At 70.2% G+C, this 25,419-nt stretch carries 20 protein-coding genes; 7 read left to right on the forward strand and 13 right to left on the reverse strand.

The window, feature by feature from the left end; all coding sequences use genetic code 11:
* Positions 1-7: 7 nt before the first annotated feature.
* The 5 genes from AB0F17_RS28105 to AB0F17_RS28125 form a co-directional block, all read right to left on the reverse strand.
* The gene (locus AB0F17_RS28105) at positions 8-2,773 is read right to left on the reverse strand and encodes a PEP/pyruvate-binding domain-containing protein (protein WP_358028461.1); all 2,766 of its coding nucleotides are present in this window, start codon (positions 2,771-2,773) and stop codon (positions 8-10) included.
* Between the two features lie 86 nt (positions 2,774-2,859).
* Positions 2,860-3,903, reverse strand: coding sequence for an alkaline phosphatase family protein (locus AB0F17_RS28110; protein WP_358028464.1), 1,044 nt, complete (start codon positions 3,901-3,903; stop codon positions 2,860-2,862).
* A gap of 3 nt (positions 3,904-3,906) precedes the next feature.
* On the reverse strand, positions 3,907-4,683 hold the full coding sequence (locus AB0F17_RS28115; protein WP_358028467.1) for a sugar phosphate isomerase/epimerase family protein: 777 nt from the start codon (positions 4,681-4,683) through the stop codon (positions 3,907-3,909).
* Positions 4,684-4,785: 102 nt separating this feature from the next.
* Entirely contained in the window at positions 4,786-5,778 is a 993-nt protein-coding gene (locus tag AB0F17_RS28120) for a LacI family DNA-binding transcriptional regulator (RefSeq protein ID WP_358028470.1), read from the reverse strand.
* 103 nt (positions 5,779-5,881) lie between these two features.
* Complete coding sequence (locus AB0F17_RS28125) at positions 5,882-7,018, reverse strand: hypothetical protein (RefSeq protein ID WP_358028472.1); 1,137 nt, start codon at positions 7,016-7,018, stop codon at positions 5,882-5,884.
* A 349-nt stretch (positions 7,019-7,367) separates the two neighbouring features.
* Here AB0F17_RS28125 and AB0F17_RS28130 point away from each other — a divergent pair, with 349 nt between their 5' ends.
* The 4 genes from AB0F17_RS28130 to AB0F17_RS28145 all read left to right on the forward strand — a co-directional run bounded on the left by AB0F17_RS28130 (position 7,368) and on the right by AB0F17_RS28145 (position 11,967).
* Positions 7,368-8,180: a hypothetical protein gene (locus tag AB0F17_RS28130; RefSeq protein WP_358028475.1), complete on the forward strand. Its 813-nt coding sequence runs from the start codon at positions 7,368-7,370 to the stop codon at positions 8,178-8,180.
* A 39-nt stretch (positions 8,181-8,219) separates the two neighbouring features.
* Positions 8,220-9,404, forward strand: a complete 1,185-nt coding sequence (locus AB0F17_RS28135; RefSeq protein WP_358028478.1) for a thiolase family protein — start codon at positions 8,220-8,222, stop codon at positions 9,402-9,404.
* Positions 9,401-11,494 carry a 3-hydroxyacyl-CoA dehydrogenase NAD-binding domain-containing protein gene (locus AB0F17_RS28140; protein ID WP_358028481.1) on the forward strand — a complete coding sequence of 698 codons (2,094 nt, stop codon included), beginning with the start codon at positions 9,401-9,403 and terminating at the stop codon, positions 11,492-11,494. The genes AB0F17_RS28135 and AB0F17_RS28140 overlap by 4 nt, the downstream gene beginning before the upstream one ends.
* 92 nt (positions 11,495-11,586) lie before the next feature.
* Positions 11,587-11,967, forward strand: a complete 381-nt coding sequence (locus AB0F17_RS28145; RefSeq protein WP_358028484.1) for an SSI family serine proteinase inhibitor — start codon at positions 11,587-11,589, stop codon at positions 11,965-11,967.
* 32 nt (positions 11,968-11,999) lie between these two features.
* Here the strand turns inward: AB0F17_RS28145 and AB0F17_RS28150 are convergent, their stop codons facing one another.
* On the reverse strand, positions 12,000-13,466 hold the full coding sequence (locus AB0F17_RS28150) for an amino acid permease (RefSeq protein WP_358028487.1): 1,467 nt from the start codon (positions 13,464-13,466) through the stop codon (positions 12,000-12,002).
* A 58-nt stretch (positions 13,467-13,524) separates the two neighbouring features.
* Entirely contained in the window at positions 13,525-15,405 is a 1,881-nt protein-coding gene (dxs, locus tag AB0F17_RS28155; RefSeq protein WP_358028531.1) for a 1-deoxy-D-xylulose-5-phosphate synthase, read from the reverse strand.
* Positions 15,406-15,552: 147 nt separating this feature from the next.
* On the opposite strand from dxs, the gene AB0F17_RS28160 reads away from it, so the two are divergent.
* Together AB0F17_RS28160 and AB0F17_RS28165 are read left to right on the forward strand one after the other, a co-directional pair.
* A complete protein-coding gene (locus AB0F17_RS28160) occupies positions 15,553-16,389 on the forward strand; it encodes a neutral zinc metallopeptidase (protein WP_358028489.1) in 837 nt (278 codons plus the stop codon).
* Between the two features lie 109 nt (positions 16,390-16,498).
* Entirely contained in the window at positions 16,499-17,269 is a 771-nt protein-coding gene (locus AB0F17_RS28165; RefSeq protein WP_358028491.1) for a neutral zinc metallopeptidase, read from the forward strand.
* Here AB0F17_RS28165 and AB0F17_RS28170 read toward each other — a convergent pair.
* Both AB0F17_RS28170 and AB0F17_RS28175 read right to left on the reverse strand, forming a co-directional pair.
* Positions 17,266-18,471 carry an ROK family transcriptional regulator gene (locus AB0F17_RS28170; protein ID WP_358028493.1) on the reverse strand — a complete coding sequence of 402 codons (1,206 nt, stop codon included), beginning with the start codon at positions 18,469-18,471 and terminating at the stop codon, positions 17,266-17,268. The genes AB0F17_RS28165 and AB0F17_RS28170 overlap by 4 nt on opposite strands.
* A 35-nt stretch (positions 18,472-18,506) precedes the next feature.
* Entirely contained in the window at positions 18,507-19,769 is a 1,263-nt protein-coding gene (locus tag AB0F17_RS28175; protein ID WP_358028495.1) for an ABC transporter permease, read from the reverse strand.
* A 137-nt stretch (positions 19,770-19,906) separates the two neighbouring features.
* Between AB0F17_RS28175 and AB0F17_RS28180 the strand changes: the two genes are divergently transcribed.
* A complete protein-coding gene (locus tag AB0F17_RS28180; protein WP_358028498.1) occupies positions 19,907-21,136 on the forward strand; it encodes a transposase in 1,230 nt (409 codons plus the stop codon).
* Here the strand turns inward: AB0F17_RS28180 and AB0F17_RS28185 are convergent.
* The 4 genes from AB0F17_RS28185 to AB0F17_RS28200 form a co-directional block, all read right to left on the reverse strand.
* Positions 21,119-21,886, reverse strand: coding sequence for an ATP-binding cassette domain-containing protein (locus AB0F17_RS28185; RefSeq protein ID WP_358028501.1), 768 nt, complete (start codon positions 21,884-21,886; stop codon positions 21,119-21,121). The genes AB0F17_RS28180 and AB0F17_RS28185 overlap by 18 nt on opposite strands.
* 61 nt (positions 21,887-21,947) lie before the next feature.
* Positions 21,948-23,054 (reverse strand): substrate-binding domain-containing protein, encoded by a 1,107-nt coding sequence (locus tag AB0F17_RS28190; RefSeq protein ID WP_358028504.1) that lies wholly within the window; start codon positions 23,052-23,054, stop codon positions 21,948-21,950.
* Positions 23,055-23,370: 316 nt separating this feature from the next.
* Complete coding sequence (locus tag AB0F17_RS28195; protein WP_358028507.1) at positions 23,371-23,661, reverse strand: helix-turn-helix transcriptional regulator; 291 nt, start codon at positions 23,659-23,661, stop codon at positions 23,371-23,373.
* Between the two features lie 44 nt (positions 23,662-23,705).
* Entirely contained in the window at positions 23,706-24,842 is a 1,137-nt protein-coding gene (locus AB0F17_RS28200) for a response regulator (RefSeq protein ID WP_358028509.1), read from the reverse strand.
* Positions 24,843-25,419 lie beyond the last annotated feature (577 nt).

Consider the following 25,419-nt stretch of genomic DNA (forward strand, 5'->3'; position numbering starts at 1 on the left):
CTGTGGGTCAGGCCGGGCTGGTGGCCGGTTCGTCCTTTGCCGCGTCCTCGTTGTCAGCACCCGGCTCAGGCTCGGTGATCGTCACCGTGCCCGCGGCTCCGTTCACCGTGATCTCCTGACCGGTGACGATGCGGTGGGTGGCGTCCGGGACGCCGACCACCGCCGGGATGCCGTACTCGCGGGCCACCACCGCGCCGTGCGACATGGCGCCGCCCATCTCCATCACCAGCCCGCCCGCCGTGAGGAACAGCGGCGTCCAGCCGGGGTCGGTCGACGGGCAGACCAGGATCTCGCCCGGCTCCAGGTGTGCCCCGACCGGGTCGAGCACCACCCTGGCGGGGCCGGTGACCGTGCCCGCGGACGCGGCGCTGCCGATCAGCGCCCCCTCCGCGGCGACGGATGACAGCGCCTCGGGCTCGGTGCCGTCCGACAGCACGATCCTGGGCACGTGCCTGCGGCGTGACTCCCGCTCGTAGGCCGCCCGCCGCTCGATCACCAGCTCACGCAGATCGCCTCCGCCCAGCGCCGACCGCGCCTCCTCGATCCGCAGGAAGAACACGTCGTCCGCCCTCTCCAGCACGCCGGTGGTCACCAGGTGCGCGCCGACGACGAGCAGGCTCCGTCGTACCGCGGCCAGGGTCTGCACCGCGTAGAACTTCGGCATCTCCCGCACCCCCGCGAACATCCTGGTGCGCCGCAGCCCGAACCGGGCGACAGTGCCCCGGAGCGCGCCCTTGCGGCGGGCCGTCGCCACGATCCGCGCGACGGCCGCCTCGGCCTCGGCCGCTCCCCTCGCGAACATCTTGTCGGGCGCGAGGTCGCCGCCGTCCTCCATGCGCAGGTAGTTGGCCAGTACGCCGAGGATGTGCGTCGGGTCCTCGGACCAGCGCGGGAGCCCCAGATCGATCTCGGCGACCCCGCGATGCCCGTACTTATCCAGAAAAGCGGTGATTCCTCGCTGGGCCTTCGGGGGCAGTTCGGCGGCTCTGAAGCGGCGTACGAGCTCACTCACCGGCTCGTTCCTGAACGGTTCCGGCTCGATCCGCATCGCCAGCGCCCAGAGTTCGAGGTCCATCTCGGTGGTCGGGTTGTTGGGGACGCTGCGGAGCACGTCCTGCATGTCGCTGATGGACAGGCCGGACAGCTTCGCGGCCAGCCCGAACAGGCCATAACCGGTGATCGCGATCGGCATGAGCGAGATGATCACCGGGAATGTGCCGCTGAGCATCCGCTCCGCGTGGTCGAGACGCTGGACGGGTGTGGCGGAGCCGGGCACCCGCAGTCGCCGGTCCAGATCCTCGCCGAGCCGCCTGGTGTAGGCGAGCGCCCTGGTGGGCCTGGTGAGCGCCTGTAGCACCCGCGTCGGGGCATGCACACGGCGGGCGAAGTGCGCCACCGCGCGGAGGAACGGGCGGCGCGAGGTGTGGATCATCGAGAACCGGGGGTCCGCGAACAGGTCCGTCAGCAACGCCGCGGCCCTGGCCTCGCCCATCGTCAGTGCACGCGGCAGGATCACCCGGCCCATCCGGCTGCGCAGGGCCGTGGTGAGGTCCAGCCAGAGGCGCTGTCCCGACTCGAACATGAACGCGGCCCCATCCCGCGCCCGCTCCGGACCATAACCGAACAGTCCCGCGGCGCCCGCGCTGATCAGCTTGAACGCGGACAGGCCCATCGGGGTGAGCGGGCCCATGACGCCCTGGGCGACATTGAGCGAGAAGTAGGCCCGCAGGCCCTCCCTGGTGGTCTCGGGCAGCGGGTACAGCGTGGTGATCGGCCTCGCCTGGGTGAGCCAGAGCGTGCCGCCGGCGTCGATGGCCCACTCGGTGTCCTGCGGCGCGCCGTAGTGGTCCTCGACGCGCGTGCCGAGCGCGGACAGGTCGCGTACCTGCTCGTCGGTCAGGCAGAGGCCGTCGTGGGCGGACTCGACGCGTTCGGTGCCGCCGCCGGGCAGGGCGCGGATCGCCAGCCGCTTGTCGCCCGTGTGCCGGTCGAGGATCTCGCCGCTCGCCGCGTCGACCACGAACCGGTCGGGGTTGACGGCACCGGACACCACGGCCTCGCCCAGGCCGGGGTTCGCGTCGATGACGGCCTCGTGCCTGCGTCCGGTGAGCGGGTTCGCGGTGAACATCACGCCCGCCGTACGCGAGTCGACCATGACCTGGACGACCACCGCCAGCCGTACGGAGGCGTGGTCGATGCCGTTGGAGTCGCGGTAGACGACGGCGCGGTCGGTCCAGAGCGAGGCCCAGCAGCGCCGTACGGCGTCGAGCACGTCGTCGGCGCCGACGACGTTGAGGTAGGTGTCCTGCTGCCCGGCGAAACTGGCGAACGGCAGATCCTCCGCCGTAGCCGACGACCGCACCGCGACCGGCACTGCGTCCGTCGGCGCGTCCGTCGGCGCGGCATGGGCCGACGTGGCGCTCTTGGACGCGGCCTCCTTCGGTGCGCCGTCCGCGGACACGATCTCTCTTGGCGTCCGTACGGCCTTGCTCAGCGTGGTGTACGCCTCGCGGATCGACTGGGCGATGGCCTCGGGGATCGGGGCCTCCAGCAGCCGGGCCCTGGCGGCCTGCGCGAGCCCTGGGCCGCCGGTCGCGATGACGTCGTCCAGGCCCGCCGCCTGGGCCACCTCGTGGTACGCCTCGGTGGTGAGCACCCAGCCGGGCGGGACCGGGAGCCCGGCTCGGGTCAGCTCACCGAGGTTGGCCGCCTTGCCACCTACTTCGGCCAGCATGCCGCCGTCGATCTCGGAAAAGTCCAGTGCCGTCTTCATTGGGCGTACCCCCACCGTTCAGCTTCTCGTAACGAGTCTCACGCTTCGCGGCAAAGAATTCAACACTTGATGAACTGTGGCGTCGCTCACACCTCCAGGAGCATGCCGTCGAGGCCCCAGGCGGGGTCGGGCTCGATGCCGAGCAGGGCGAGCGCGGTCGGGCCGACGTCCACCAACCTCGGGCCGCCGAGGTCGGCGCCGCCCAGGTCCTCGCCGAGATGGGCGGCGATGACGAAGACCGTGCGCTCCTCGACGGAGGTGCCGCCGTGGCCGCCGCCGTCGACGTGGCCGTGGTCGGTGGTGACCAGCACGGTCCAGCGCTCGTCGGCGAACGTCCGCCGGCCCCGGATCGCGTCGAGGAGACGGCTCAGGTAGGCGTCCTGGGTTCGTAGCGCCTCGGTGTATTCGGGGCAGTGCGGGCCGAGGTCGTGGGCCACCTCGTCGGTCTCGCCCAGGTACACGAACGTGAGGTCGGCACCCTTACTCGCGAGGTGACGCTCGGCGGCCTCGATGACCTGCTTGTCGGCGATCGGCCAGTCGACCGTGTAGCCATCGAGGACGAAGCGGGTGTCGATGGCCGGGCCGAACGCGCCGTGCTCCGCCAGCGCCGCCCAGGAGAAGAACGCCGCGGTGACCAGGTCGGGGCGGGCCGCCTTGGCGCGGGTCAAGAAGTCAGGATATTTCGCGAACTGTTGGTGGGTGAACGCGTTGTCGACGACGCCGTGTTTGTCGGGCCACACCCCGGTCGCGATCGACGACCACCCGGGCCCGGAGTCGGTCCGGGATCTGATGGCACGGACGGCACTCCGCGAATCGAGCTCACCGCGCGCCCCGACACCGTGCTCGGCGTGCTCGGCGAGCCCGCTGGGGCCGGTGGGCTCGGCGGCGGAGGCGGCGGAGGCGGTGGAGGCGGCTGTGGAGGCGGCTGTGGAGGCGGCTGTGGAGGCGGTGGCCTCGGGGACGATCTCGCCGGGGGACTCGGTGCGAGGAGCCGCGGCCTCTCCGTACGGGAGGAGGCTCGTTCCGTACGCGCCTCCGGACATCAGTCTGGTCAATTCCGGTGGCCCCACCGCGAGCAGGCGGTCGAAGCGCAGCCCGTCCATGCCGACGACCAGCACCTTGTCCCTCACTGGCTACTCCCTTCGGAAACGCCGCACCCATTCGGCGGCCCCAGGCAGTATCTCCTCCACCGGGGCGACCTGGGGATACCAGGTGCGCTCCCACTCGAGTGACACCCAGCCCGAGTAGCCCCACGCGCGCAGCAGTTCGCCGGACTCGTCCAGCGGTACCGTGCCGGTCCACATCGGCACCGGTGTGGTGTCCTGGGCGGAGACCGCGTCCTTGACCTGGACGTAGGCGAGGTACGGGCCGAGCAGGGCCAGGGTGTCGGCTGGGGACTCGCCGTGACGCCAAGGGTGGAGCAGGTCCCAGAGCGCTCCGGCCGTCTCGGGGCAGGCCGCTTCGTCGAGCAGCCGGGCGACGGCCGCGCCGGTGGCCATCTGGTCGTGGGTTTCGACGAGGACTCGCAGGCCCAGTTCGGCGGCCGTACCGGAGACGGCTTTGAGCCTGCGTGCTCCGATCGTGGGGTCGTCGCCGCGCGGGAACACCCGGACGCCCGGGGCGCCGAGGTCGGCGGCGAGCGTCAGGTCCGCGATGAGCGCCTCGACGAGGGGCTCATCGGGGCCCGGCTCGCATACGCCGACATATCCGGCTAGCGCGGATATTTCCAGACCGGCTGCTTCGACCCGTTCCCGCACCGACGACCGCTCGGCCGCCGACAGGCCCCGGTGTACGCCGGTGTCGGGGTGCAACCGCAGCTCCAGGCCCTGGCAACCCTGCCCGGTCGCCACCTCGATCGCCCTGTCGAGCCCGTCGCCCGGCATCCCGAGCGTGCTGACCGCCAGTTTCATCGTGCCCTCCCGAGCGACCGTACCGCCTGTGCAGCGCCTCCCCTTCGGAGACACCCTTGTCCCTGGACCCCTTCGCAAGCGCCCCTTACGGGAAGCGCGAACTCACCGCACCGCCCGCACGCTCGCCCGCAACACCACCTCGCCCGCCACCTGCTCCACCGTCGGCTCCTCCCCCGCCGCCAGCGCCAGCTCAAGGGCGCGGGCGCCCATGTCCTGCAGCGGCAGCCGTACCGTGGTCAGCGCGGGCACCTGGTCCCGTAGCGTCGCGATGTCGTCGAAGCCGGCCACCGACACGTCGTCCGGCACCCGGACCCCCCGCTCCCGGTACGCGGCGAGCGCCCCCACGGCCATCACGTCGTTGACGGCGAACACGCACGTCGCGTCGCCCGTCTCCTGAGCCGCCCGGTAGCCGCCGTCGCGGTCGAAGGGGCCCTGGATGACGCGCGGCTCCGGCAGGCCGAGTTCGGCGAGTGCCGAGGCGAATCCGGCGCACCGGTCGCGGGCGGTCATCAGGTGCGGCGGCCCGGCCAGGATGGCGAAGCGGGTGTGGCCGAGTTCGGCCAGCGAGCGGGCCAGCGCGGCGGCGCCCTCGTAGTTGGCGGGCGCGACCGTGTCGACGCCGAGCAGGTCCTGGCCCACGCAGGCGACCCGCCCGCCGCTGGCCTGGTAGCGGTCCAGCTCTGCTCGGAGCCGTTCGGTCACGCCGGGATCGGCGACCCGGGAGCCGACCAGCAGGACGGCGCGCACGCGCTGGGCGTTCAGCGTCGCGACGTAGGCGATCTCCTGGCCGGGATCGCGGTGCGTGGTGCCCACCATGACCAGCAGGTTCTCGCCGGCCGCGGCCCGCATCGCGCCGTCGGCCAGCGCGGCGAAATAGGGGTCGGTCAGGTCGTGTACCACGATGCCGATGACGTTGCTCGCCCCGCGGGCCAACGTCTGCGCCGCGATGTTGGCGCGGTAGCCGAGCTCGTACGCGGCCCGCTCGACTCGCGCTCGCAGGTCGGCGCCCACCTGGCGGGTGCTGCCGTTGAGCACCCGCGAGGCGGTCGCGAGCGAGACGCCCGCCTGCTTGGCGACGTCTTCCAGCGTGACCACGAGACCTCCAGGAAAGCGGTTTCCAGTGTGCCAGACCGACACCTGGGTCCGCATCCTTACACGTCTCCGGGCCGGCGCGACAGGAAGCCGCCACCGAAAGGCATCAGGACCAGGGGAAAAGGATGTCGAACAGACCCTTGCTGCTCTGCGTCGGGGCCGGCGCCGGAGCCTGCGTCTGGACCGCCTGCGTCGGCTGGCTGGTCTCCTGCTTGGCCGACGGCTGCGAGGTCGCGGTGTCGGTGTCGGTGTCCTTGATGGTCTCCTGCGGCGCCCTGGTGGTCCGGCTGCTCGGCTTGGCGGTCGGCTGGCCGATGCGCGTGCGGGTGGCCCGGGGCGTGGGCGTACGGGTGGCGCGCACCTTGGCGGCGGTCGGGCGAGGGCTCTGCGACGTGGTCGGCTCCGTGGTGTCGGTGTCCGTGGGATCGGCGACCGGCTCCTCCGCGTCCTCGCTCGCGTCCGACTCCGTGGGAGAGGCGGCGGGCCTGTTCGCCTGCTCGGCGCTGGCGCACTTCGCGCCGGCGCACGGGTCGTCGGACGACGTGCCGGTCAGCATCCAGCCGGCCCCCGCGCCGAGCACGACGACCGCGACGGCCGCCATGAGCAGCACCTTGGTACGGCGGCGCACCTCCCTGTCGCCGTCGGCCTGGTGGCCGCCACCGTGGGAGCTGTCGTCGGTCCAGCCGGAGCCGAGGAAGCCACGCTTGGGCGCCTCGGGCTCCTCATCGTCGTACGGGGACTCGTAGCTCTTGTCGATGGGCAGGTAGGCGTCGCTCGGCTGGTCACCGGTGTAGAGCGGACCGCTGGGCGCGTCACCGGTGTAAAGCGGCGCGTCGCCGGAATAGAGCGGACCACTGGCGGCGTCGCCGGTGTAGAGCGAACCACTGGGCGCATCACCGGTGTAAACCGAGCCACTGGGCGCGTCGCCGGTGTAGAGCTGGTCACCGCCCGGGTAGAGCGAGTCCCCATAGAGGGCGCCACTGGGCGCGTCACCGGTGTAAAGCGGGCCGTCACCCTCGATGCTCTCAACGCGGTGCTGACCCTCGGCATGCGGGGTGTACAGCTCGGGCGCGCCCCTGTCCGGCGGGAGGATGTAGGTCTCGTTGCCCGAGACCACGATGGCCGGCTGCTCGTCGGTGTCATCCGTGCTCCACCGCGGGGACAGAACGTCGCCGGTCAAATCCGGGTTCAGCGACCTTCCCTGCCCATCCTCATATGGCCTGTCGTTCTCGTCGCGCGCCACGATGGAACCTCTCTAATACGAATCTGGACCGCGACCTTTCCTAACAGACTCCACCACCACTTGTCCGGAAATTTCACAGGATGCTCACAAATAAGCTGGTGTCACAACTCCGATCTTCTGTTTCATAGAACCCCCCGGAGGGTATGACCGCGAGTTGCCTGTACATGGCCACTCACCTGGCTCATTCCCATACGCACCGTAACGACACACGGCCGACCCAAAGCCAACAAATGCCGCACATGACCGCGCTGATCTCGGTCAGGACGGGGATTTCGGTCTCATCTAGGGCTCCATCCAAAAGACCGGAATTCAGAGCACAGTTACGCCCTGTGACGACATCATGACCAGCATGACCGAGGTTGCACCCCCTCCCGGCGCCCTGGCGATGACCGGATTGCGCGCTCGGGCCCGCGCCGCGCGCCGGACCGCGATCGTCACGCTCTCCTGCTCGCTCGCACTGATCGCCTTCTCCCAATCGCTCGCCGAACGGGCTCCGGCGGGCAAGGAGACCCTGCCGCTGGCCGTACTGGCGCTCACGCTCTTCCTCGCCACGCTGCCCGCGCTGGCGGTCACCCAGGCCGTCTGGGGCGCGCGGACGCGGGCCGTGCGCAGACGCGAGCACGAGCTGTACGCGCCCCCGCCCGGCACGCCGCTGCGGGCCCTCAGCAGGCTCGGCGTCGGCTCCGGGTGGGCGGTGACGCTGCTGCTCGGCTGTACGGTGCCGCGCCCGTTCCGCGAGTCGGGCCTGTACGACCTCGCCCACGCCCTGGGCCAGGTCACCGAGGGGCTGGCGCTGGTGGGTTCGGCGGCGGGCGTGTGCTTCGCGATCTGGTGGGCACGTGAGGCGTGGGGGCAGCCGGCGCGTGGCGGCCGGCCGGGTGGATCACCTGGTGATCCGTGGGACCCCGACCGGCTCGCGCGTCGGCGAAAAAGCCCGACGCTCCGCGCGAGCGCGACACCCGACGCGGGCACGGCACTCCGTGCGGGGGCGGCGCTCCGTGCGGGGGCGGCGCTCCGTGCGAGTCCCGGGCTCCAGGTGGGCGCGGTTGTGGCGGTCGGGGCCCTGGTCGGGGCGCGTGCTCATCTGTGGGAGCCGGCGACCGTGACGCTCTACGCGCTGCTGGCGACCGTGCTCGTCTGCGGCGTGGTTACTGGCGAGTAGCATAGGCGCGGTAACTGCCGAGCAACGAGGAGCGAATCCGTGCCTTCCTCTCGTGACGTCGTGTTCGTCGACGGCGTACGCACACCTTTCGGCCGGTCCGGGCCCAAGGGCATGTACGCGGAGACCCGCGCAGACGACCTGGTCGTACGCGTCATCCGCGAGCTGATCCGGCGCAACCCGGGACTGCCGCCGGAGCGCGTGGACGAGGTCGCGATCGCCGCGACCACCCAGATCGGCGACCAGGGCCTGACCATCGGCCGCTCGGCGGCGGTGCTGGCCGGGCTGCCCAAGACCGTGCCGGGCTACGCGATCGACCGCATGTGCGCGGGCGCGATGACCGCGGTGACCACGGTCGCGGGCGGCATCGCGTTCGGCGCGTACGACGTGGCGATCGCGGGCGGCGTCGAGCACATGGGCCGCCACCCGATGGGCGAGGGCGTCGACCCCAACCCGAGGTTCCTGTCGGAGCGGCTGGTCGACCCGAGCGCCCTGGTCATGGGGATGACGGCCGAGAACCTGCACGACCGCTTCCCGACGATCACCAAGGACCGTGCCGACGCCTACGCGGTGCTGTCGCAGGAGAAGGTGGCCAAGGCGTACGCCGACGGCAGGATCCAGCCGGATCTGGTGCCCACGGCGATCAGGACGGCCGAGAAGGGCTGGGGGCTGGCGGTCGAGGACGAGGCGCCGCGCCCCGGCACCACGCTGGGCGGGCTGAGCGCGCTCAAGACGCCCTTCCGCTCCCACGGCAACGTCACGGCGGGCAACTCCTCGGGCATCAACGACGGCGCCACAGGCTGCGTCGTGGCCGCCGCCGAGACGGCCGCCGAGCTCGGCCTGACGCCGAAGATGCGGCTGGTCTCCTATGCCTTCGCCGGGGTGGACCCCGAGGTGATGGGCGTGGGCCCGATCCCGTCCACGGAGCGGGCGCTCCGCCTGGCAAATCTTGATATTTCCGATATCGGGCTGTTTGAGATCAACGAGGCGTTCGCCGTTCAGGTGCTGGCCTTCCTGGAGCACTTCGGCCTCGCCGACGACGACCCGCGGGTGAACCCCTACGGCGGCGCCATCGCCTTCGGCCACCCGCTGGCCTCCTCGGGCGTGCGGCTGATGACGCAGCTCGCGCGGCAGTTCGGCGAGCGCCCCGACGTGCGCTACGGCATCACCACCATGTGCGTCGGCATGGGCATGGGCGGCACCGTGATCTGGGAGAACCTGGCATGAGCAACCTCGACACCTGGCGCTCTCTGCTGACCGAGCGCGGCACCGACGAAGTCGTCACCAAGGCCCTGGTCCGCGACGTCGAGCTGCCCGGCGGGGCCGGCACGATGGCGCTCATCACGCTCGACAACGGCTTCGACCACACCAAGCCCAACACGTTCGGCCCGCACGGGCTGTTCGCGCTGAACGGCGCGCTGTCCGAGATCGCCGCCCGCACCGACCTGGCCGCCGTGGGCGTGACGGGCAAGCCGTTCATCTTCGCGGTGGGCGCCGACCTCAAGGGCGCGGCGAGCATGGCCGCGCGCGAGGAGGCGCAGGCCATCGGCGCGCTGGGGCATCACGTGTTCCGCCGCTTGGGCGAGCTGCCGATCCCGTCGTTCGCGTTCGTCAACGGCGCGGCGATGGGCGGCGGGCTGGAGGTGGCCCTTCACTGCACCTACCGGACGATCTCCTCGGGCGTCCCGGCGGTCGCGCTGCCCGAGTGCTTCCTCGGGCTGGTGCCGGGCTGGGGCGGCACGCAGTTGCTGCCGCGCCTGATCGGGCCGGCCCGCGCGATCAAGCTGATCGTCGAGAACCCGCTGTCGCAGAACCGCATGCTCAAGGGGGCCCAGGCGTTCGAGCTGGGCGTCGCCGACGCGATGTTCGAGCCGGCCGACTTCCTGGAGGAGTCGCTGCGCTGGGCCGCCCGGGTGCTCACCGGCGACACCGTCGTGGCGCGCGACTCGCACGAAGACGACGACTGGGACAAGGCGGTCACCGACGCGCGCTTCCTGGTCGACATGAAGCTGCGCGGCGCCTCCCCCGCGCCCTACCGAGCGCTCGACCTGATCTCGATGGCCCGTACGGCCTCGCGCGACGAGGGCTTCGCCGCCGAGAACGAGGCGCTGGCCGACCTGCTGATGGGCGACGAGCTGCGGGCCGGGCTCTACTCCTTCGATCTGGTGCAGCGGCGGGCCAAGCGCCCGGCGGGCGCCCCGGACGCCGCGCTGGCCCGCAAGGTGACCAAGGTCGGCGTGGTGGGCGCGGGGCTGATGGCCTCGCAGATGGCGCTGCTGTTCGCCCGCCGCCTGGAGGTGCCGGTCGTGCTGACCGACCTCGACGAGGCCCGGCTCGGCAAGGGCGTGGGCCACGTGCACGCGGAGGTCGACAAGCTGCTCGCCAAGGGCCGCGTCTCGGCCGACCAGGCCAACCGGCTCAAGGGGCTGGTGACCGGCTCGCTGACCAAGGACGCGTTCGCCGACGCCGACTTCGTCATCGAGGCGGTCTTCGAGGAGCTGTCGGTCAAGCGGCAGGTGTTCGCGGAGGTGGAGGCGGTGGTCTCGGCCGGCTGCGTGCTCGCGACCAACACCTCCTCGCTCTCGCTGGCCGAGATGGGCGCCGCGCTGGAGCGTCCGGAGCGGCTGGTCGGGTTCCACTTCTTCAACCCGGTCGCGGTGATGCCGCTGCTGGAGATCGTCAAGGCGCCGTCGACCGACGACGCGACGCTGGCCACCGCCTTCGCCGTGGGCCGGTCGCTGAAGAAGTCGTCGGTGCTGGTGAAGGACGCTCCGGCGTTCGTGGTGAACCGGCTGCTCACCCGCTTCATGGGCGAGGTGATCGCCGCGGTCGACGAGGGCACGCCGCTGGAGACGGCCGAGCACTCGCTCGACGACCTCGGGCTGCCGATGACGCCGTTCGCGCTGCTGCAGCTCGTGGGCCCGGCCGTCGGCCTGCACGTGGCCGAGACGCTGCACGCGGCCTTCCCCGAGCGCTTCGGCGTCTCGGCGAACATGGCCAAGCTGGTCGCCTCCGGCAAGCCGGGCGTGTACCTGCCCGACTTCTCGCTCGACCCCGAGGCGGTGGCGCTGTTCGAGGGTGGCGCCACGCCGTCCACCGCCGCCGAGGTACGGCTGCGCGTGCTCCGGGCGCTGGCCGAGGAGATCCAGATCATGCTGGACGAGGGCGTGGTCGCGGCGGCGCAGGACATCGACCTGTGCATGATCCTCGGCGCCGGCTGGCCGTTCCACCTGGGCGGGATCACCCCGTACCTGGACCGGTCGGGTCTGGCCCGGCCGCGCTTCCTGGCGCCCGGCGTGGCCTCCGTACCCGCTTGACCCAAGCTTGGGGAGGCCCGCACGGCGGGTCTCCCCGGGCCTGACGCTCCGCCACATAGCGTGATCGCCGCGCTACGAACGGAGAAGATCGAATGATGAGAGCAGCCGGCACGATCGTGTTGTGCGGAGCCGTCCTCGCGACGGCCTCCCCCGCACTCGCCGATCCCCGCCCCCAGGCGACACTGAGGATCGTCGTCGTGGTGAAGGACCGGCCGCCGAAGGCGGTCCTCCTCACCTGCGACCCCGACGGCGGCGGGCACCCCACCCCGGCCGCGGCCTGCGAGCTCCTGCGGAAGGTCGACGGCGACCCGGCCAAGCTGAACGTGGTGCCCAATCCCGTGTGCACCGACGAGTACGAGCGGCACACCGTCCTGGTGGGGGGCAGGTGGCGCGGCCGGATGATCAAGTGGTCCCACACCTACTCCAACTCCTGCCGGATGAAGGCAGCGGGCGGAGCCGTCTTCACCTTCTGACGATCGCCGAGGGGGTGGGCGTCCGGGCGCGTCTACCCCTTCGGACTGGGCACCTCGACCCGGCTGTGGCGGTAGCCGTACACGAAGTAGAGAACCGCGCCGATGATCATCCAGATCACGAACCGCAGCCACGTCTCGACCGGCAGGTTGAGCATCAGGTAGACGCAGGCCAGCACCGACAGGATCGGCAGCCACGGCACGAACGGCGTACGGAAGGCCCGGTGCAGGTCGGGCCGGGTGCGGCGCAGGATGATCACACCGGCCGAGACCACCACGAACGCGAAGAGCGTGCCGATGTTCACCAGTTCGGCCAGCGCCCCGAGCGAGATGAACCCGGACAGCGCCGCGGCCACCAGCCCGATGATGATCGTCAGCCGGGCCGGCGTGCCGAACCTGGGGTGGACCTTCGCCAGCCCGCGCGGCAGCAGCCCGTCGCGGCACATGGCGAACAGCACCCGGCTCTGCCCCAGCATGAGGATCATCACCACGGTGGTCAGGCCGGCGATCGCGCCGATGCTGATCAGCGCCGCCGCCCAGGGCTGCCCGACCGCGGTGAAGGCGTCGGCGAGCGGCGCCTTCTCGCTCAACTGGTCGTAGCGCTGCATGCCGACCACGACCACCGACACCGCGACGTACAGCGCGGTGCAGATGACCAGGGAGCCGATGATGCCGCGCGGCAGGTCGCGCTGCGGCTCGATGGTCTCCTCGGCGGCGGTGGCGACGATGTCGAAGCCGATGAAGGCGAAGAACACGATCGCGGCGGCCGAGAAGATGCCGATCACGCCGAAGGCGACGGGCGTGATGCCGAACAGCACCTGGATCAGCGGCGCCTTCAGCCCCTCGACCCCCGGCGTGGACACCGGCGGGGGGATGAACGGCGAGTAGTTCGCCGCCTTGACGAAGAACAGCCCGGCCACGATGACCAGCAGGATCACCGCCACCTTGATGGTCACGATGACCAGGTTGACGCGCGACGACAGCTTGATCCCGGCGGTCAGGATGCCGGTGAGGATCAGCACGACGATCACCGCCGGCAGGTTGATCACCGGATCCTCCCCGGCCATCCACGCGGGCAGCTCGAGGCCGATGGAGGACATCAACGACGCGAAGTAGCCCGACCAGCCGACCGCCACCACGGCCGCCGCGAGCGCCATCTCCAGCATCAGGTCCCAGCCGATGACCCAGGCCGGGAACTCGCCCAGCGTGGCCAGCGAGAAGGTGTAGGCGGACCCGGCCACCGGGATCGTCGAGGCCAGCTCCGCGTAGCACAGCGCCGCCAGGCCGCAGACGATGCCCGCCACGATGAAGGAGAACGCCACGGCGGGGCCGGCCGTCTCCTTGGCCACGCGCCCGGTCAGCACGAAGATGCCGGTGCCGACGATGACGCCGATGCCGAAGACCGTGAGGTCGATGGCGGTCAGTCGCTTTCGCAGCCGGTGCTCGGGGGCTTCGGTGTCGCGGACCGACTGCTCGACGCTCTTGGTGCGAAAGATGTCCACATCCAGCGTCTTCCCCCACCCCAGGTGATCATTCCTGTCCTGAGGGTGAGGAGGGCGCTCAGTGCGGCGCGGACTGGCTCTCGACCGGGCTGCTCCGCTTGGCGACCGCCTCGGTGATCTCACGGGCCAGGTCCTGGGCGGTCAGCCCGATCTGGCCGAGGATCGCGGCCCGCTTGGCATGGTCGAGGAAGCGCTGCGGGATGCCGTAGCCGCGTACGGGCACGTCGACGTCGGCGTCACGCAGCAGGCGGGACACCGCGTCGCCGACGCCGCCCACACGGCCGTTGTCCTCGACGACCGCGACCAGCTTGTGGGCGCTCGCGAGCGGCACGAGCGCCTCGTCGAGCGGCTTGACCCAGCGCGGGTCGACCACGGTCGCCGAGATGCCCTGCGCGTCGAGCAGGACGGCGGCGTCCATGCAGACCCGCGCCATCGGGCCGACGCCCACCAGCAGCACGTCGGGGTCGCCCGCGCGCAGCACGTCCATCTCGCCCAGCTTGCCGACGGCCTCGATCGGCTCGGCGACCGGGCCCTTGGGGAAGCGCAGCACGGTCGGCCCGTCGGAGATCGCCACGGCCTCGCCGAGCAGCTCGGTCAGCCGCTGGCCGTCGCGTGGCACGGCGATCTTCAGGCCGGGTACGACCTGAAGGATCGACAGGTCCCACATGCCGTTGTGGCTGGCGCCGTCGTCGCCGGTGACACCCGCCCGGTCGAGCACCACGGTGACGGGCAGCCGGTGCAGCGCCACGTCCATGAGCAACTGGTCGAAGGCCCGGTTGAGGAACGTCGCGTAGACGGCCACGACCGGGTGCATGCCGCCGAGCGCCAGCCCGGCCGCGCTGGTCAGGGCGTGCTGCTCGGCGATGCCGACGTCGTAGATGCGGTCGGGGTAGGCCTCGGCGAAGGCGGCCAGGCCGGTCGGGTGGAGCATCGCGGCGGTGATGGCGACCAGGTCTTCGCGGTCCTTGCCGAGCCTGACCAGCTCCTCGCTGAACACGTTGGTCCAGATGCGGCCCTTGGGCTTCTCGGCGCCGGTGGCCCGGTCGAAGGCGCCGGGCGAGTGGAACTGGTCCTCGTCGTGGTTCTCGGCCGGTGAGTAGCCGCGGCCCTTCTGGGTGAGCGCGTGCACGATGACCGGGCCGCGGAAGTCGCGGGCCTTGCGCAGCGCCGTCTCCATGGCCTGCTCGTCGTGGCCGTCGATCGGGCCGACGTATTTCAGGCCGAGGTCCTCGAACATGACCTGCGGGGCCAGGACGTCCTTGACGCCCTTCTTGATGCCGTGCAGCGCGTCGTAGAGCACGGGAACGTTCCCGATCTTCTCCTTGACGTACTCGAGCATGTCCTCATAGCGGCGGTTGACCCGCAGCGAGGACAGGTGGGAGGCCAGCCCGCCGATCGTCGGCGAGTAGGAGCGGCCGTTGTCGTTGACCACGATGACGAGCGGCAGGTCCTTGCCCGCCGCGATGTTGTTGAGCGCCTCCCAGGCCATGCCGCCGGTCAGCGCGCCGTCGCCGATCACCGCGATGACCGTGCGGTCGTGCTCGCCGCGCAGCTTGAACGCCTTGGCCAGGCCGTCGGCGTAGGACAGCGCGGTGGAGGCGTGGGAGTTCTCGACGAGGTCGTGCTCGGACTCGGCCTGGCTCGGGTAGCCCGACAGGCCGCCCTCCTGCTTCAGCGCGCCGAAGCCGGCGGCCCGGCCGGTGAGCAGTTTGTGAACGTACGTCTGATGCCCGGTGTCCCAGACGAGCGGGTCGCGCGGCGAGTCGAAGACGCGGTGCAGCGCGATGGTGAGCTCCACCACACCGAGGTTGGGGCCGAGATGGCCGCCGAACCGGGCGCACGAGTCGACGAGCAGGTCACGGATCTCCCCGGCCAGCCGAGGCAGCTCCTCCACATCCAGGCGTTTGACGTCGTGAGGTCCCTTTACCGAGCCCAGCAACCCGCTCACGGATGCGATCCCCTCTGCTCCTGTGCGCTAACGCGACCGAGTCTAGTTCGTGCGGGCCTCACTGACTCCATCGAGTCAAATCCACCCACATTTGTCCGATCTTGACCTAGTCTTTCCCTCACTATGAACACTCTCCCCATGAAGAAACTGTCGTCCCTCGTGGTCGTCGGCGCGGTCATCGCGCTGGCCGGCGCGGGTACGGCGACAGCCGCCACAAAGCCCGTCAGCGCGGGTCAGCAGGTCGTCAAGCAGGCCGCCCAGCAGGCGGCACCGCCCCGTGGCAAGGCCGCCGCGACGGCGAACCCGCTGTACAGGACGGGACGGCTCGCCAGCTCCAACTGTTCGCCCGGCGAACTGCCCAAGGGCAGCACGACGGCCTACAAGCGCTTCCTCACGACCGTGACGAACTGTCTGAACCGCTCTTGGGCCTCGCAGTTCCGCAAGGCCGGGCTCTCGTTCAGCAAGCCGCGGCTGCGCATCATCACCAGGAAGGTCCGCACGCCTTGCGGCCCGTGGAGCACGGGCGCCGACGGCGTCTACTGCTCGAGCGACCGCACGATGTACATGTTGATCACCAAGGCCCAGCTGCGCCAGCCGTTCGCGCTCGGCATCACCCGGCTGATGGCTCACGAGTACGGCCACCATGTTCAGAACATGTCGGGCATCTGGAACTACTGGTTCGCCGCCAGGAACGCCACCGGCAGGTCCGGCCAGCTCGCGCTGTCGCGCCGTTCGGAACTGCAGGCGGAGTGCTTCTCCTCGGTCTTCATGCGCACGGTCACGAACACGCTGCCCGTCGACTCGCGCGAGTGGGACTACACCGTTGACTGGTTCCGCAAGAACGGCGCCAAGGGCTGGCCGCAGAACGATCACGGCAAGGGCCCGACGCAGGCGTACTGGATGAACCGCGGCTACGGCTCGGCCTCGCCCGGCTCCTGCAACACGTGGGCCGCGCCCACGCGTACCGTCACGTAATTTCTGCCCCGATGCGGCCGTGCCTTACTGGCGCGGCCGCATTGCGCTTTCCGGACAAAGAACAAGACTCCCGAACGTAGCCCCATCTAGTGGTCTAGTATCCGCGATCGTGCGTATACCCCTTATCGCCGCATCTGTCGGCATGGTCGTGGGTTTGGCCCTCTCTGGGACGGCCAACGCGGAGACCAAGGCCCCGCAGGCCGCGCCGCCCGCCGTACTGGCCAAGAACAAGATCTACGGGTCCGGCACCCCGTCGCCGCAGTCGTGCGCGATCCCCGGGATCCGCGAGGGCAGCGCCGCCTCGCTCAAGACCTTCCACCGGGCCATGGCCAGGTGCGCCAACACCTTCTGGGCCACCAGGTTCAAGGCCGCCGGACTGCGTTACAGCCCGCCGAGGATCGCCATCACGACCGGCAGCCAGTCGGTCTGCGGCAAGATCACCAGCAACGGCGCCCAGTACTGCCCCGCGCAGCGCACGATCGCCATCCGGATCATGAAGCGGGACCTTCAGGACCCGTTCCGGATGAACCTCGCGCACTCCATCGCCCACGAGATAGGCCACCACGTGCAGCAGCTCACCGGCATGCTGGACGAGCAGAACAGGCTCTACTGGCGAGCCGGAGGGAGCGCGCGCACGATACTCAGCCACCGCCTGGAGATGCAGGCCGAGTGCTTCGCCGGCGTCTTCTACAGCGCCACGCTCGACTCCATCGACCCGGGCATCACCTGGGACCAGTGGACCGACGCCGTGAGCAGGGCCGGGGAGAGCAAGGTCCACGGCAAGCCGCGTAACCTCGCCTACTGGCAGGAGCGCGGCTACAGCGGCGGATCGGCCCGCTCCTGCAACACCTGGACCGCACCGAGGAGCCGGGTCTCCTAACCGTTCGCCCTGGCCAGCACTTCCAGAGGGTCCGCGAGCACGTGGGCGAAGGCCAGCTCGGCCGCGCCCACGAGCGTCGCGTCGTCGGCCAGCGACGACGTGCGCAGCCGCAGCTTCTCGCGCTGCGGCGCCATGGCGTGCAGCGTCAACCTGGTACGCACCTGAGCGGCCGACCCGAGGTAGATCTCCCGCAGCATCCCGCCGAAGATGACCATCTCCGGGTTGAAGATGTTGACCAGGTTGGCGACGCCCAGGCCGAGCCAGTCGCCGACCCTCTTGAGCGCCTCCTGCGCCACGATGTCGCCCCGGTCGGCGGCGTCGACCACCGCCCGCACCGCGTCCCTGCCGTGCTGCTCGCCGGTCAGCCGGCCGGCGGTCTCCAGCAGGGCCCGCTCCCCCACCTCGGCCTCCAGGCAGCCGTGCGAACCACAGCCGCAGGCCCGCCCGCCGGGATTGACGACCATGTGGCCGACCTCGCCGCCGTAGCCGTCGTGACCACCCAGCAGATGGCCGCCCGCGATGATGCCGCCGCCGATGCCGACGTCTCCGTGCAGGTAGATCAGGTCTCTGACGGCGGCTCCGACGCCGCGGCTGTGCTCGGCCAGCGCGGCCAGATTGGCGTCGTTGCCCACGCTGACGGGCAGGCCCAAGCCCAGCCTGCGGCCCAGTTCCTCGCCGAACGGCACCTCCTCGGCACCGAGGTTCGGGCCGAACCTGATCACGCCGTCGCCCTTGCGCACCCCACCGGAGACCGCCGCCGCCGCACCGACGCAGACCGTGTCGTCCCTGGTCTTGCGCCGCATCTGCCTGGCGAAGCCGGCCAGGATCCCGGTCAGCTCCTCCAGCTCGAACGGGCCGCGCAGACGTACGGCCTCCCTGCGGTCGAGGATCACCCCGCCCAGCCCGACGCGCGCGACGGCCAGCCGGTCAGGGCCGACGTCGAAGGCGAACACGTAGACCCGCGCCGACTCGGGACGCACCACGAGCGAGGGACGGCCCGCGCGGCCCGTCTCCCGCGGCAGCTCCTCGCGTACCAGCCCGGCCGCGGTGAGGTCGGAGGTGAGCGCCATGATCGTGCTGCGGTTGAGGCCCATCTTCGAGGTCAGCTCGGCGCGGGAGATCGGCCCGCCCAGATGAACGTGGCGCAGGAGGGCACCCAGGTTGTGACGCCTGATGTCCTCCTGCGAAGGGCCGGCACGCATCGTCTGAGCTTCCTTAAAGGGGTGGGAGTCGCTGATCACCTTAGACCAGCGGCAGCCGCCCGCTTGCGCGCCAGTGCGTCGACACCCGCGGCCAGCAGCAGGACGAACCCGGTAACCAGGTATTTTACGCTCGCACCGTACCCCATCAGCCCCATGCCGTTCTCGATCACCGCGACCACGGCGCCGCCGAGTATCGCGTCGAGGACCCGCCCCTTCCCGCCGAACAGGCTGGTGCCGCCGATGACGGCGGCGCCGACCGCGTACAGCAGCACGGAGCTGCCGCCGGTGTTCGGGTCGACCGAGCTGGCCCGGGAGGCGGCGATGATGCCGCCGACGGCGGCCATCGAGGAGCAGATCACGAACGCGCTGATCCTGATCCGGTCGACGCCGATGCCGGCCCGGCGCGACGCCTCCGCGTTCCCGCCGACCGCGTAGATGTGCCTGCCGAACGCGGTACGGCGGAGCACGAACGTCCACACGACCAGCAGCACGAGGATCACGGGCACCACGATCGGCACGCCCATGAGGGAGCTGATGGCCGGGTTGCGGGACCGCTCCAGGTTGAGCACATAGACGAGGACGCCACCGATGACCGCCAGCGCTCCCACCCGGGCGCCGATCAGCGAGAGCGGGTCGGCGATCAGCCCGCGCTTCGCCCGCCTCCTGGCCCTGACGAGCTGGACGGCGGCGTAGCTCGCCACGCAGGCGGCGAACAGCGCCCAGCCGAGCCAGACCGGCAGGTTCTTGTTGGCGACGGCGACGATGACGGAGTCCCGGATCGAGATGTTCGTTCCCTCGTCGACCAGCACCAGGACCAGACCCTGGAAGGCGAGGAAGGCCGCCAGAGTCACCACGAACGACGGTATGCCGACCTTGGCCACCAGCGTGCCGAGCACGGTGCCGATGACCACGCCGGTCAGGATCGCGGCCACCACACAGACGTACCAGGGCAGGCCCATGTTGGTGAGCGTCACCGCGAGCACCGCCGCGCACACGCCGCTGGCGAAACCGGCCGACAGGTCGATCTCGCCGAGCAGCAGCACGAAGACCAGGCCCATCGCGATCACCGTGACCGCGGCACCCTGGGTGAACAGGTTCGCGACGTTGATCGCCGTCAGGAAGGCGGGACGGGCGATGGCGAAGACGGTGCAGAGCACGAGCAGCCCGAGCACGGCCGGGAGCGCGCCCATGTCGCCGCCGCGTACCCGCTCGATGTAGGCGAAGACGCTGTTTCCGATCGACGGCGACTGCGTCGCGGTGACGATCGCCTCGCCGGGGAGTTCCTTGACCTCGTTCATCTGAATTGTGGCGCGGAGACCTGGTCAGTCAGGGCTGGGAGGAAGCGCCACTCCTCCTTTCGAAAACAGTATGGAAAGACTCGGTCACGTTCGGTAATGTGTGCGGTAGGTGATGGCGCTGTGACAGGAGGTGCGTGATGGCGATCCGCCGCTCGGCCGCCAAACGGCACGGCCTGCCCACGGTCGTGCAGCTGCGGCTCACGCCCGCCCCGGCCCAGGCCGACGCGCTGGCCGCGGCGGTGCAGGTGTGCAATCAGGCGGCCACCATGGTGTCCCGGCTGGCGTGGCAGCACCGCACCTTCGCTGTGGTGGAGCTGCACCGGCTCGCCTACTACGAGGTGCGGGCGCAGGTGGCCGGGCTGGGCGCGCAAGCCGCCGTGCGGGCGATCGCCCGGGTCGCCGGCGCCTACGCCAACCGGCGCGCCACCAAGAAGCGCGCCCACATCTTCCGCCCGCACGGCGCCATCCCCTACGACGCCCGGCTGATGAGCTTCAACCGTGACGCCCGCACGGTGTCGCTGTGGACCCCCGCAGGCCGCGTCACCGTCCCCTACACCGGCCGACCAGACGACCTCAAAGCCATCGATACGCTGCCGATGGGAGAGGCCGACCTGATCTGCCGACGCGGCGTGTGGCTGCTGCAGGTCGCCCTCACCCTGCCCACACCAGCGGTGCGTGAGCCGGTCGGCGGCTTCGTCGGGGTGGATCAAGGGATAGCGAACCTGGCGGTCACCAGCGACCGGGTGGTGCTGCCCGGCCCCGCCTTGCCCGGCCCGATCGGCGGCAACGGCCACGTCCGCACCCTGCGGGAACGGCGGCACCGTCAACGCCGCCGGTTGCAGAAGAAGGGCACCTCGGCGGCGCGGCGGGTGCTGCGCCGCCTTGCCGGGCGTGAGCACCGGATGATGACCGACCTCAACCACCAAATCAGCAAATATGTGGTGCGTGAAGCCGAACGCACCGGCCGCGGGATAGCCCTGGAGGATCTTCAGGGTATCCGCGGCCGGGTCAGGGCTCACCGGCTCCAGCGACGCACCCTGCACAACTGGGCCTTCGCCCAGCAGCTCACCTTCACCCGCTACAAAGCCGCCCGAGCCGGAGTCGCCTTCATCCTGGTCAACCCCGCCTACACCTCGCAGGCCTGTCCAGACTGCGGGCATGTCAGCAGGGCGAACCGGCCGACGCGAGGCCGGTTCGTCTGCATCGGGTGTGGCCTCGCTGGGCACGCCGACCACATCGCAGCCCGCAACATCGCCACACGCGGCGCAGCGGGCTGGGCTGCCATCAACCAGCCACACGCTACCGGCCTCCCTTCACCCAGACGGGACCGCGAGAGCAAACCACCAGATTCAGCCAGTGGTAGTTGATTGCGCGATCCCCAGGTCTCCGCTGCGGCCGGATGTGATCAGTTCGACGACCTGCGCGTGCGTCACGTCGGCGGTCCTGACCTGTGCGGCCATCCTGCCGAGATAGAGCGCCGCGATCTGGTCGGAGACGGCGAAGACGTCGTTCAGGTTGTGCGAGATGAGCACGACGGCCAGGCCGGTGTCGGCGAGCCGGCGCACCAGCTCCAGCACCTGCGCGGTCTGGGCGACGCCCAGGGCGGCCGTCGGCTCGTCGAGGATGACGACCTTGCTGTTCCAGAGCACGGCTTTGGCGATCGCCACCGTCTGGCGCTGGCCGCCCGAAAGGCTGGACACCTGCTGCCTGATGGACTTCACCGTACGCACGGACAGGCCGTCGAGGGTCTGCGCGGCCAGTTCCTCCATGGACGCCTCGTCGAGGACGAGGCCGCTGCGGCGTTCCCTGCCGAGGAACATGTTCTGGACGATGTCGAGGTTGTCGCAGAGCGCGAGGTCCTGGTAGACGATCTCGATGCCGAGCTCGCCGGCGTCACGCGGGCCGTGCACCTGGACGGGGCGGCCGTCGAAGAGGATGTCGCCCTCGTCGATCGGGTAGATGCCGCCGATGCACTTGACCAACGTCGACTTGCCCGCGCCGTTGTCACCGACCAGGGCGGTCACCTCGCCGGCCTGGGCGGCGAACGTGACGTCGTGCAGGACCTGTACCGGGCCGAAGCTCTTGTCGATCCCGCGCACTTCGAGCAGGGGGGTCATGAGGCTCCCTTGGGGAGGGGTACGGCCGTCTTTCGTGACGGCCGTACCCGATTCCACTTTCTTACTGAATTCCGGCTTCGGTGCACTTGGCGGCGAAGTCACCGGTGCACAGCTCCGCCTTGGTCACGTACCCGTCCGCCACGACGTCCTTGACGTTGTCGAGGTAGATGGCCTGCGGGTCCATCAGCTCGGCCGGTACGTCCTGGCCGCTCTGCGGGTCCTTGACGCTGCCGCTCGCCGTGGGCTTCTCACCCTTGGCCAGCGCGACCGCGAGCTTGGAGGCCGCGTCGGCCTCCTTCTTGACGGCCTTGTAGACGGTCATGCACTGGTCGCCGACCAGGATGTTCTGCAGGCCCTGGACGGTGGCGTCCTGGCCGGTCACCGGGACCTTGCCGTTGAGGTTGTTCTTCTTCAGGACCGTGATGGCGGCGTTGCCGAGGCCGTCGTTGGCGGCCAGCACACCGGCGATCTTCGGCGCGCTGGTCAGCATCTGCTCGAAGATGGTGCCGGCCTGGGTGTTGTCCCAGTCGGGCACGGACTGGTCAGGACCCTTGACGAAGTCGCCCGAGTCGTACTTGGGCTTGAGCACGCCGTCGTATCCGGCCTTGAACAGGGTGGCGTTGTTGTCGGTCGGCGAGCCGTTGAGCTCGGCGATGATCGGCTTGCTGGCCTTCTTGTCGGTCAGGCACTTGACCAGGCCCTCGCCCTGAAGGGTGCCGACCTTGGTGTTGTCGAAGCTCACGTAGTAGGCGGCGCCGCCGCCCAGCGTCAGCCGGTCGTAGTCGATGGTGGCCACGCCCTGGGACTTGGCCTTGTCGATGACGGTCTTGCCGGTGCCGCTGTCCAGGTTGACGATCATCAGCACGGTGGCGCCGTTGGTGATCATCTGGTCGGCGATGGTCTGGAAGGCCGTCTTGTCGTTCTGGGCGTTCTGGATGTCGTAGGCCACCCCGGCGGCCTTGAACGCCTCTTCCAGGTACTTGCGGTCCGCCGTCTCCCAGCGGGCCGAGGACTTGCTGTCGGGCAGGATGACGCCGATCTTGCCGGCCTTCTGCGAGCTCGACGCGGAAGACGTGGACGAGGTCGGACCGCTGTTGCCCCCGCAGGCGGTGAGACCGAGGGCTAGAACGGCGGCCGCGGCGGTCAGGCTGAGGATCCCCTTGCGCATAGTGCAGGGTCCTTTCTTCCGGAGGGCCCGGATGAATGTTGTTTGCGGCAACGTATTCCGGGATGGCCTGCTTTGGAAGACCTTGCGAGGGGGGAGTTTGTTGTTCCGGATAACAATCCAGAAACGCGCCCGACACCAGAGGTTCACCTACCGTGTGAGGCTGACGGCCTCTGGGCGCGAGATCTGGGACGTAGGTGGCCTCGGGCCTCAGCCAGGGGCCGTCGACGAACGTGCCGCCGGCCCCGGCGAGCAGAGTCTCCCTGATCACAGCACCGGCGACATCTTCGGTTACCAGCGTATTGTCGCAGGTCAGAGCTCAGGAAGTCCAAGGCGCGGGGTCCAGCGCCTGCCGCAGGCCGGCCCGGTTGCCGACGCCGAGCTTGCGGTACACGCTGGTCAGGTGCACCTCCACGGTCTTGGGGGTGACGAAGAGGCGCTGGGCGATGTCCCGGTTGGAGTGGCCTGCCGCGGCGAGTTCGGCGACCCGCCGCTCAGCGTTCGTCAGTGCCTGCGGCCCCGACAGCAGGCGGCCTCGCCGGGGCCGTGCTCCCGCCGCCAGCAGTTCGTTCCTGGCGGCCTGGGCGAGTCCGGGTGCGCCGCAGGCCACGGCCAGGTCGAGCGCCCATCCTCGGGGCCTTCGCCGGTGCCTCGCTAGGGCTCCGCAGAAGCCGCTTCGTCGACGTTCAGGCTCGCGATAGCCGTGGCCAGACTGGCCAACACCGTCCGGGGGTACTTCTGGATCTCCGGGAAGCGCTCCAGCGTGCGGATCTCCACCTGCGACAGCGTCCGAGTCACGAGCACCGGCCGGCCCTCGGCCTCGTGCTTGATGAGCAGGATCGATCCCACCCGCAGGCAGGCCTCGGGGATGTCAGCCAGGCTGGCCACGAGTGTGGAGACGGCCTCGGCTACCTTGCCGTCGACCTCGGCCTGGTGGGCGTCGAGGGCGACGAGCTCCAGCGCCCGCTCGGCCTTGATCATGCGCTCGCGGATCTCGGGGGACCTAAGCCACTCAGCGACGACCGCCCTGGCCCGCCGCCAGAACGAGCCCCTCTCCAGGGAATTCTGCTCGACGTAGGCATAGCCGACGGCGCGGCAGAAGGCGTCGAGCGCCTCGAAGACCTGGCGGGCGGCCTGTTCGTCGTCGGTCGCGAGGTAAGCGTCGACGGTGATCGCCTCGGGGTCCGTCTGGGTCGTGGCCAGCACAGGCATGCCGTCGGCGCCTCGCACCACGTTGCCGGCCACGACCTCCGCGGCGACCTGGGAGATCTGCATACGCTGGTTGATGGCGACATCCTGCAGCCAGGCCAGCCCGCGATCCATCGACAGGCCGAACCGGCCGTTCAGGTAGCCCTCGGCCTGGGACACGGTCGACCTCCCCTCGCCGCCGGAGTTCAGCTGGTCCAGAGCCCGCCGCTCGGCGTGCCGGGCCAGAACCAGGTCGATGGCGGGACGGAGATCGGCCATGGTGAACGGCTTGACCAGGTAGGCGTAGCCACCCGCGTCTCGCGCCTTGTCAACAAGGTCGCGCTGGGAGAAGGCGGTGAGGAACATGACCGGCGCCAGCCGCTCGGCGTGGATCTGCGCGGCGGCGCTGATCCCGTCGCGGATCGGCAGCTTGATGTCCATGATCACGATATCGGGATGCAGCTGCCTGGCCAGGTAGACCGCGGTCTCGCCGTCGCCCGCCTCACCGACCACCTGGTAACCGTCGTCGGTGAGCATCTCCGCGAGGTCCAGCCGGAGCAGGGGCTCGTCCTCGACGATGAGGATTTGCGGGGCCGCCTTCAAACCGCACCTCCGGGGGCGTTTCCTCCGGACGATACGCGCTCTGGCCATCTCCGTCAGGCCGTGTCCGTCAGGCCGCGCCCATAAGGACAAGCCTGCCAGGGGGATGGCACCCACTGGCCACCTCCGGGCACCCGCACCCACGCGTCCGGCGGCCCAATGACCGAACGGACGAGCAACCCTGCGCCGGGTGCGGCCGGCTGGCCCTGCTGCGCAACCGTCGCCGCCGCTTGTGCTGGAACCAGGCCCGGGCCGAGGCTCACGAGACCCCGCTAACCCCTGGCTGAGGTGAGCGATCTATCTCGCCCACCAACTCGGCGAGGCCCACGGCTGGCGGCGGCATACCCATGACGATGTCCAGCGGGCCCTGACCGTCGTGCTGTCCCCTCACGTCCCCGGCGACGTTACTCTGAGCTGTTTCCCACTGTCCGGGCCCTGGACATCAGCGTCGAGCGGATCGCCGAGGTCGTGGCCGAGATGGGCGTTGTCGGCGTACTACTTGGAGTGCAGAGCTGAGTACGGGTAAACGTGCAGAGCTGTCAGCGCTGGTCGGTCGAGAGTGGTTCGGGTGGGTGGCGTA

The sequence above is a fragment of the Nonomuraea sp. NPDC026600 genome, from assembly GCF_040638335.1.
In the GTDB taxonomy this organism is placed as follows: domain Bacteria; phylum Actinomycetota; class Actinomycetes; order Streptosporangiales; family Streptosporangiaceae; genus Nonomuraea.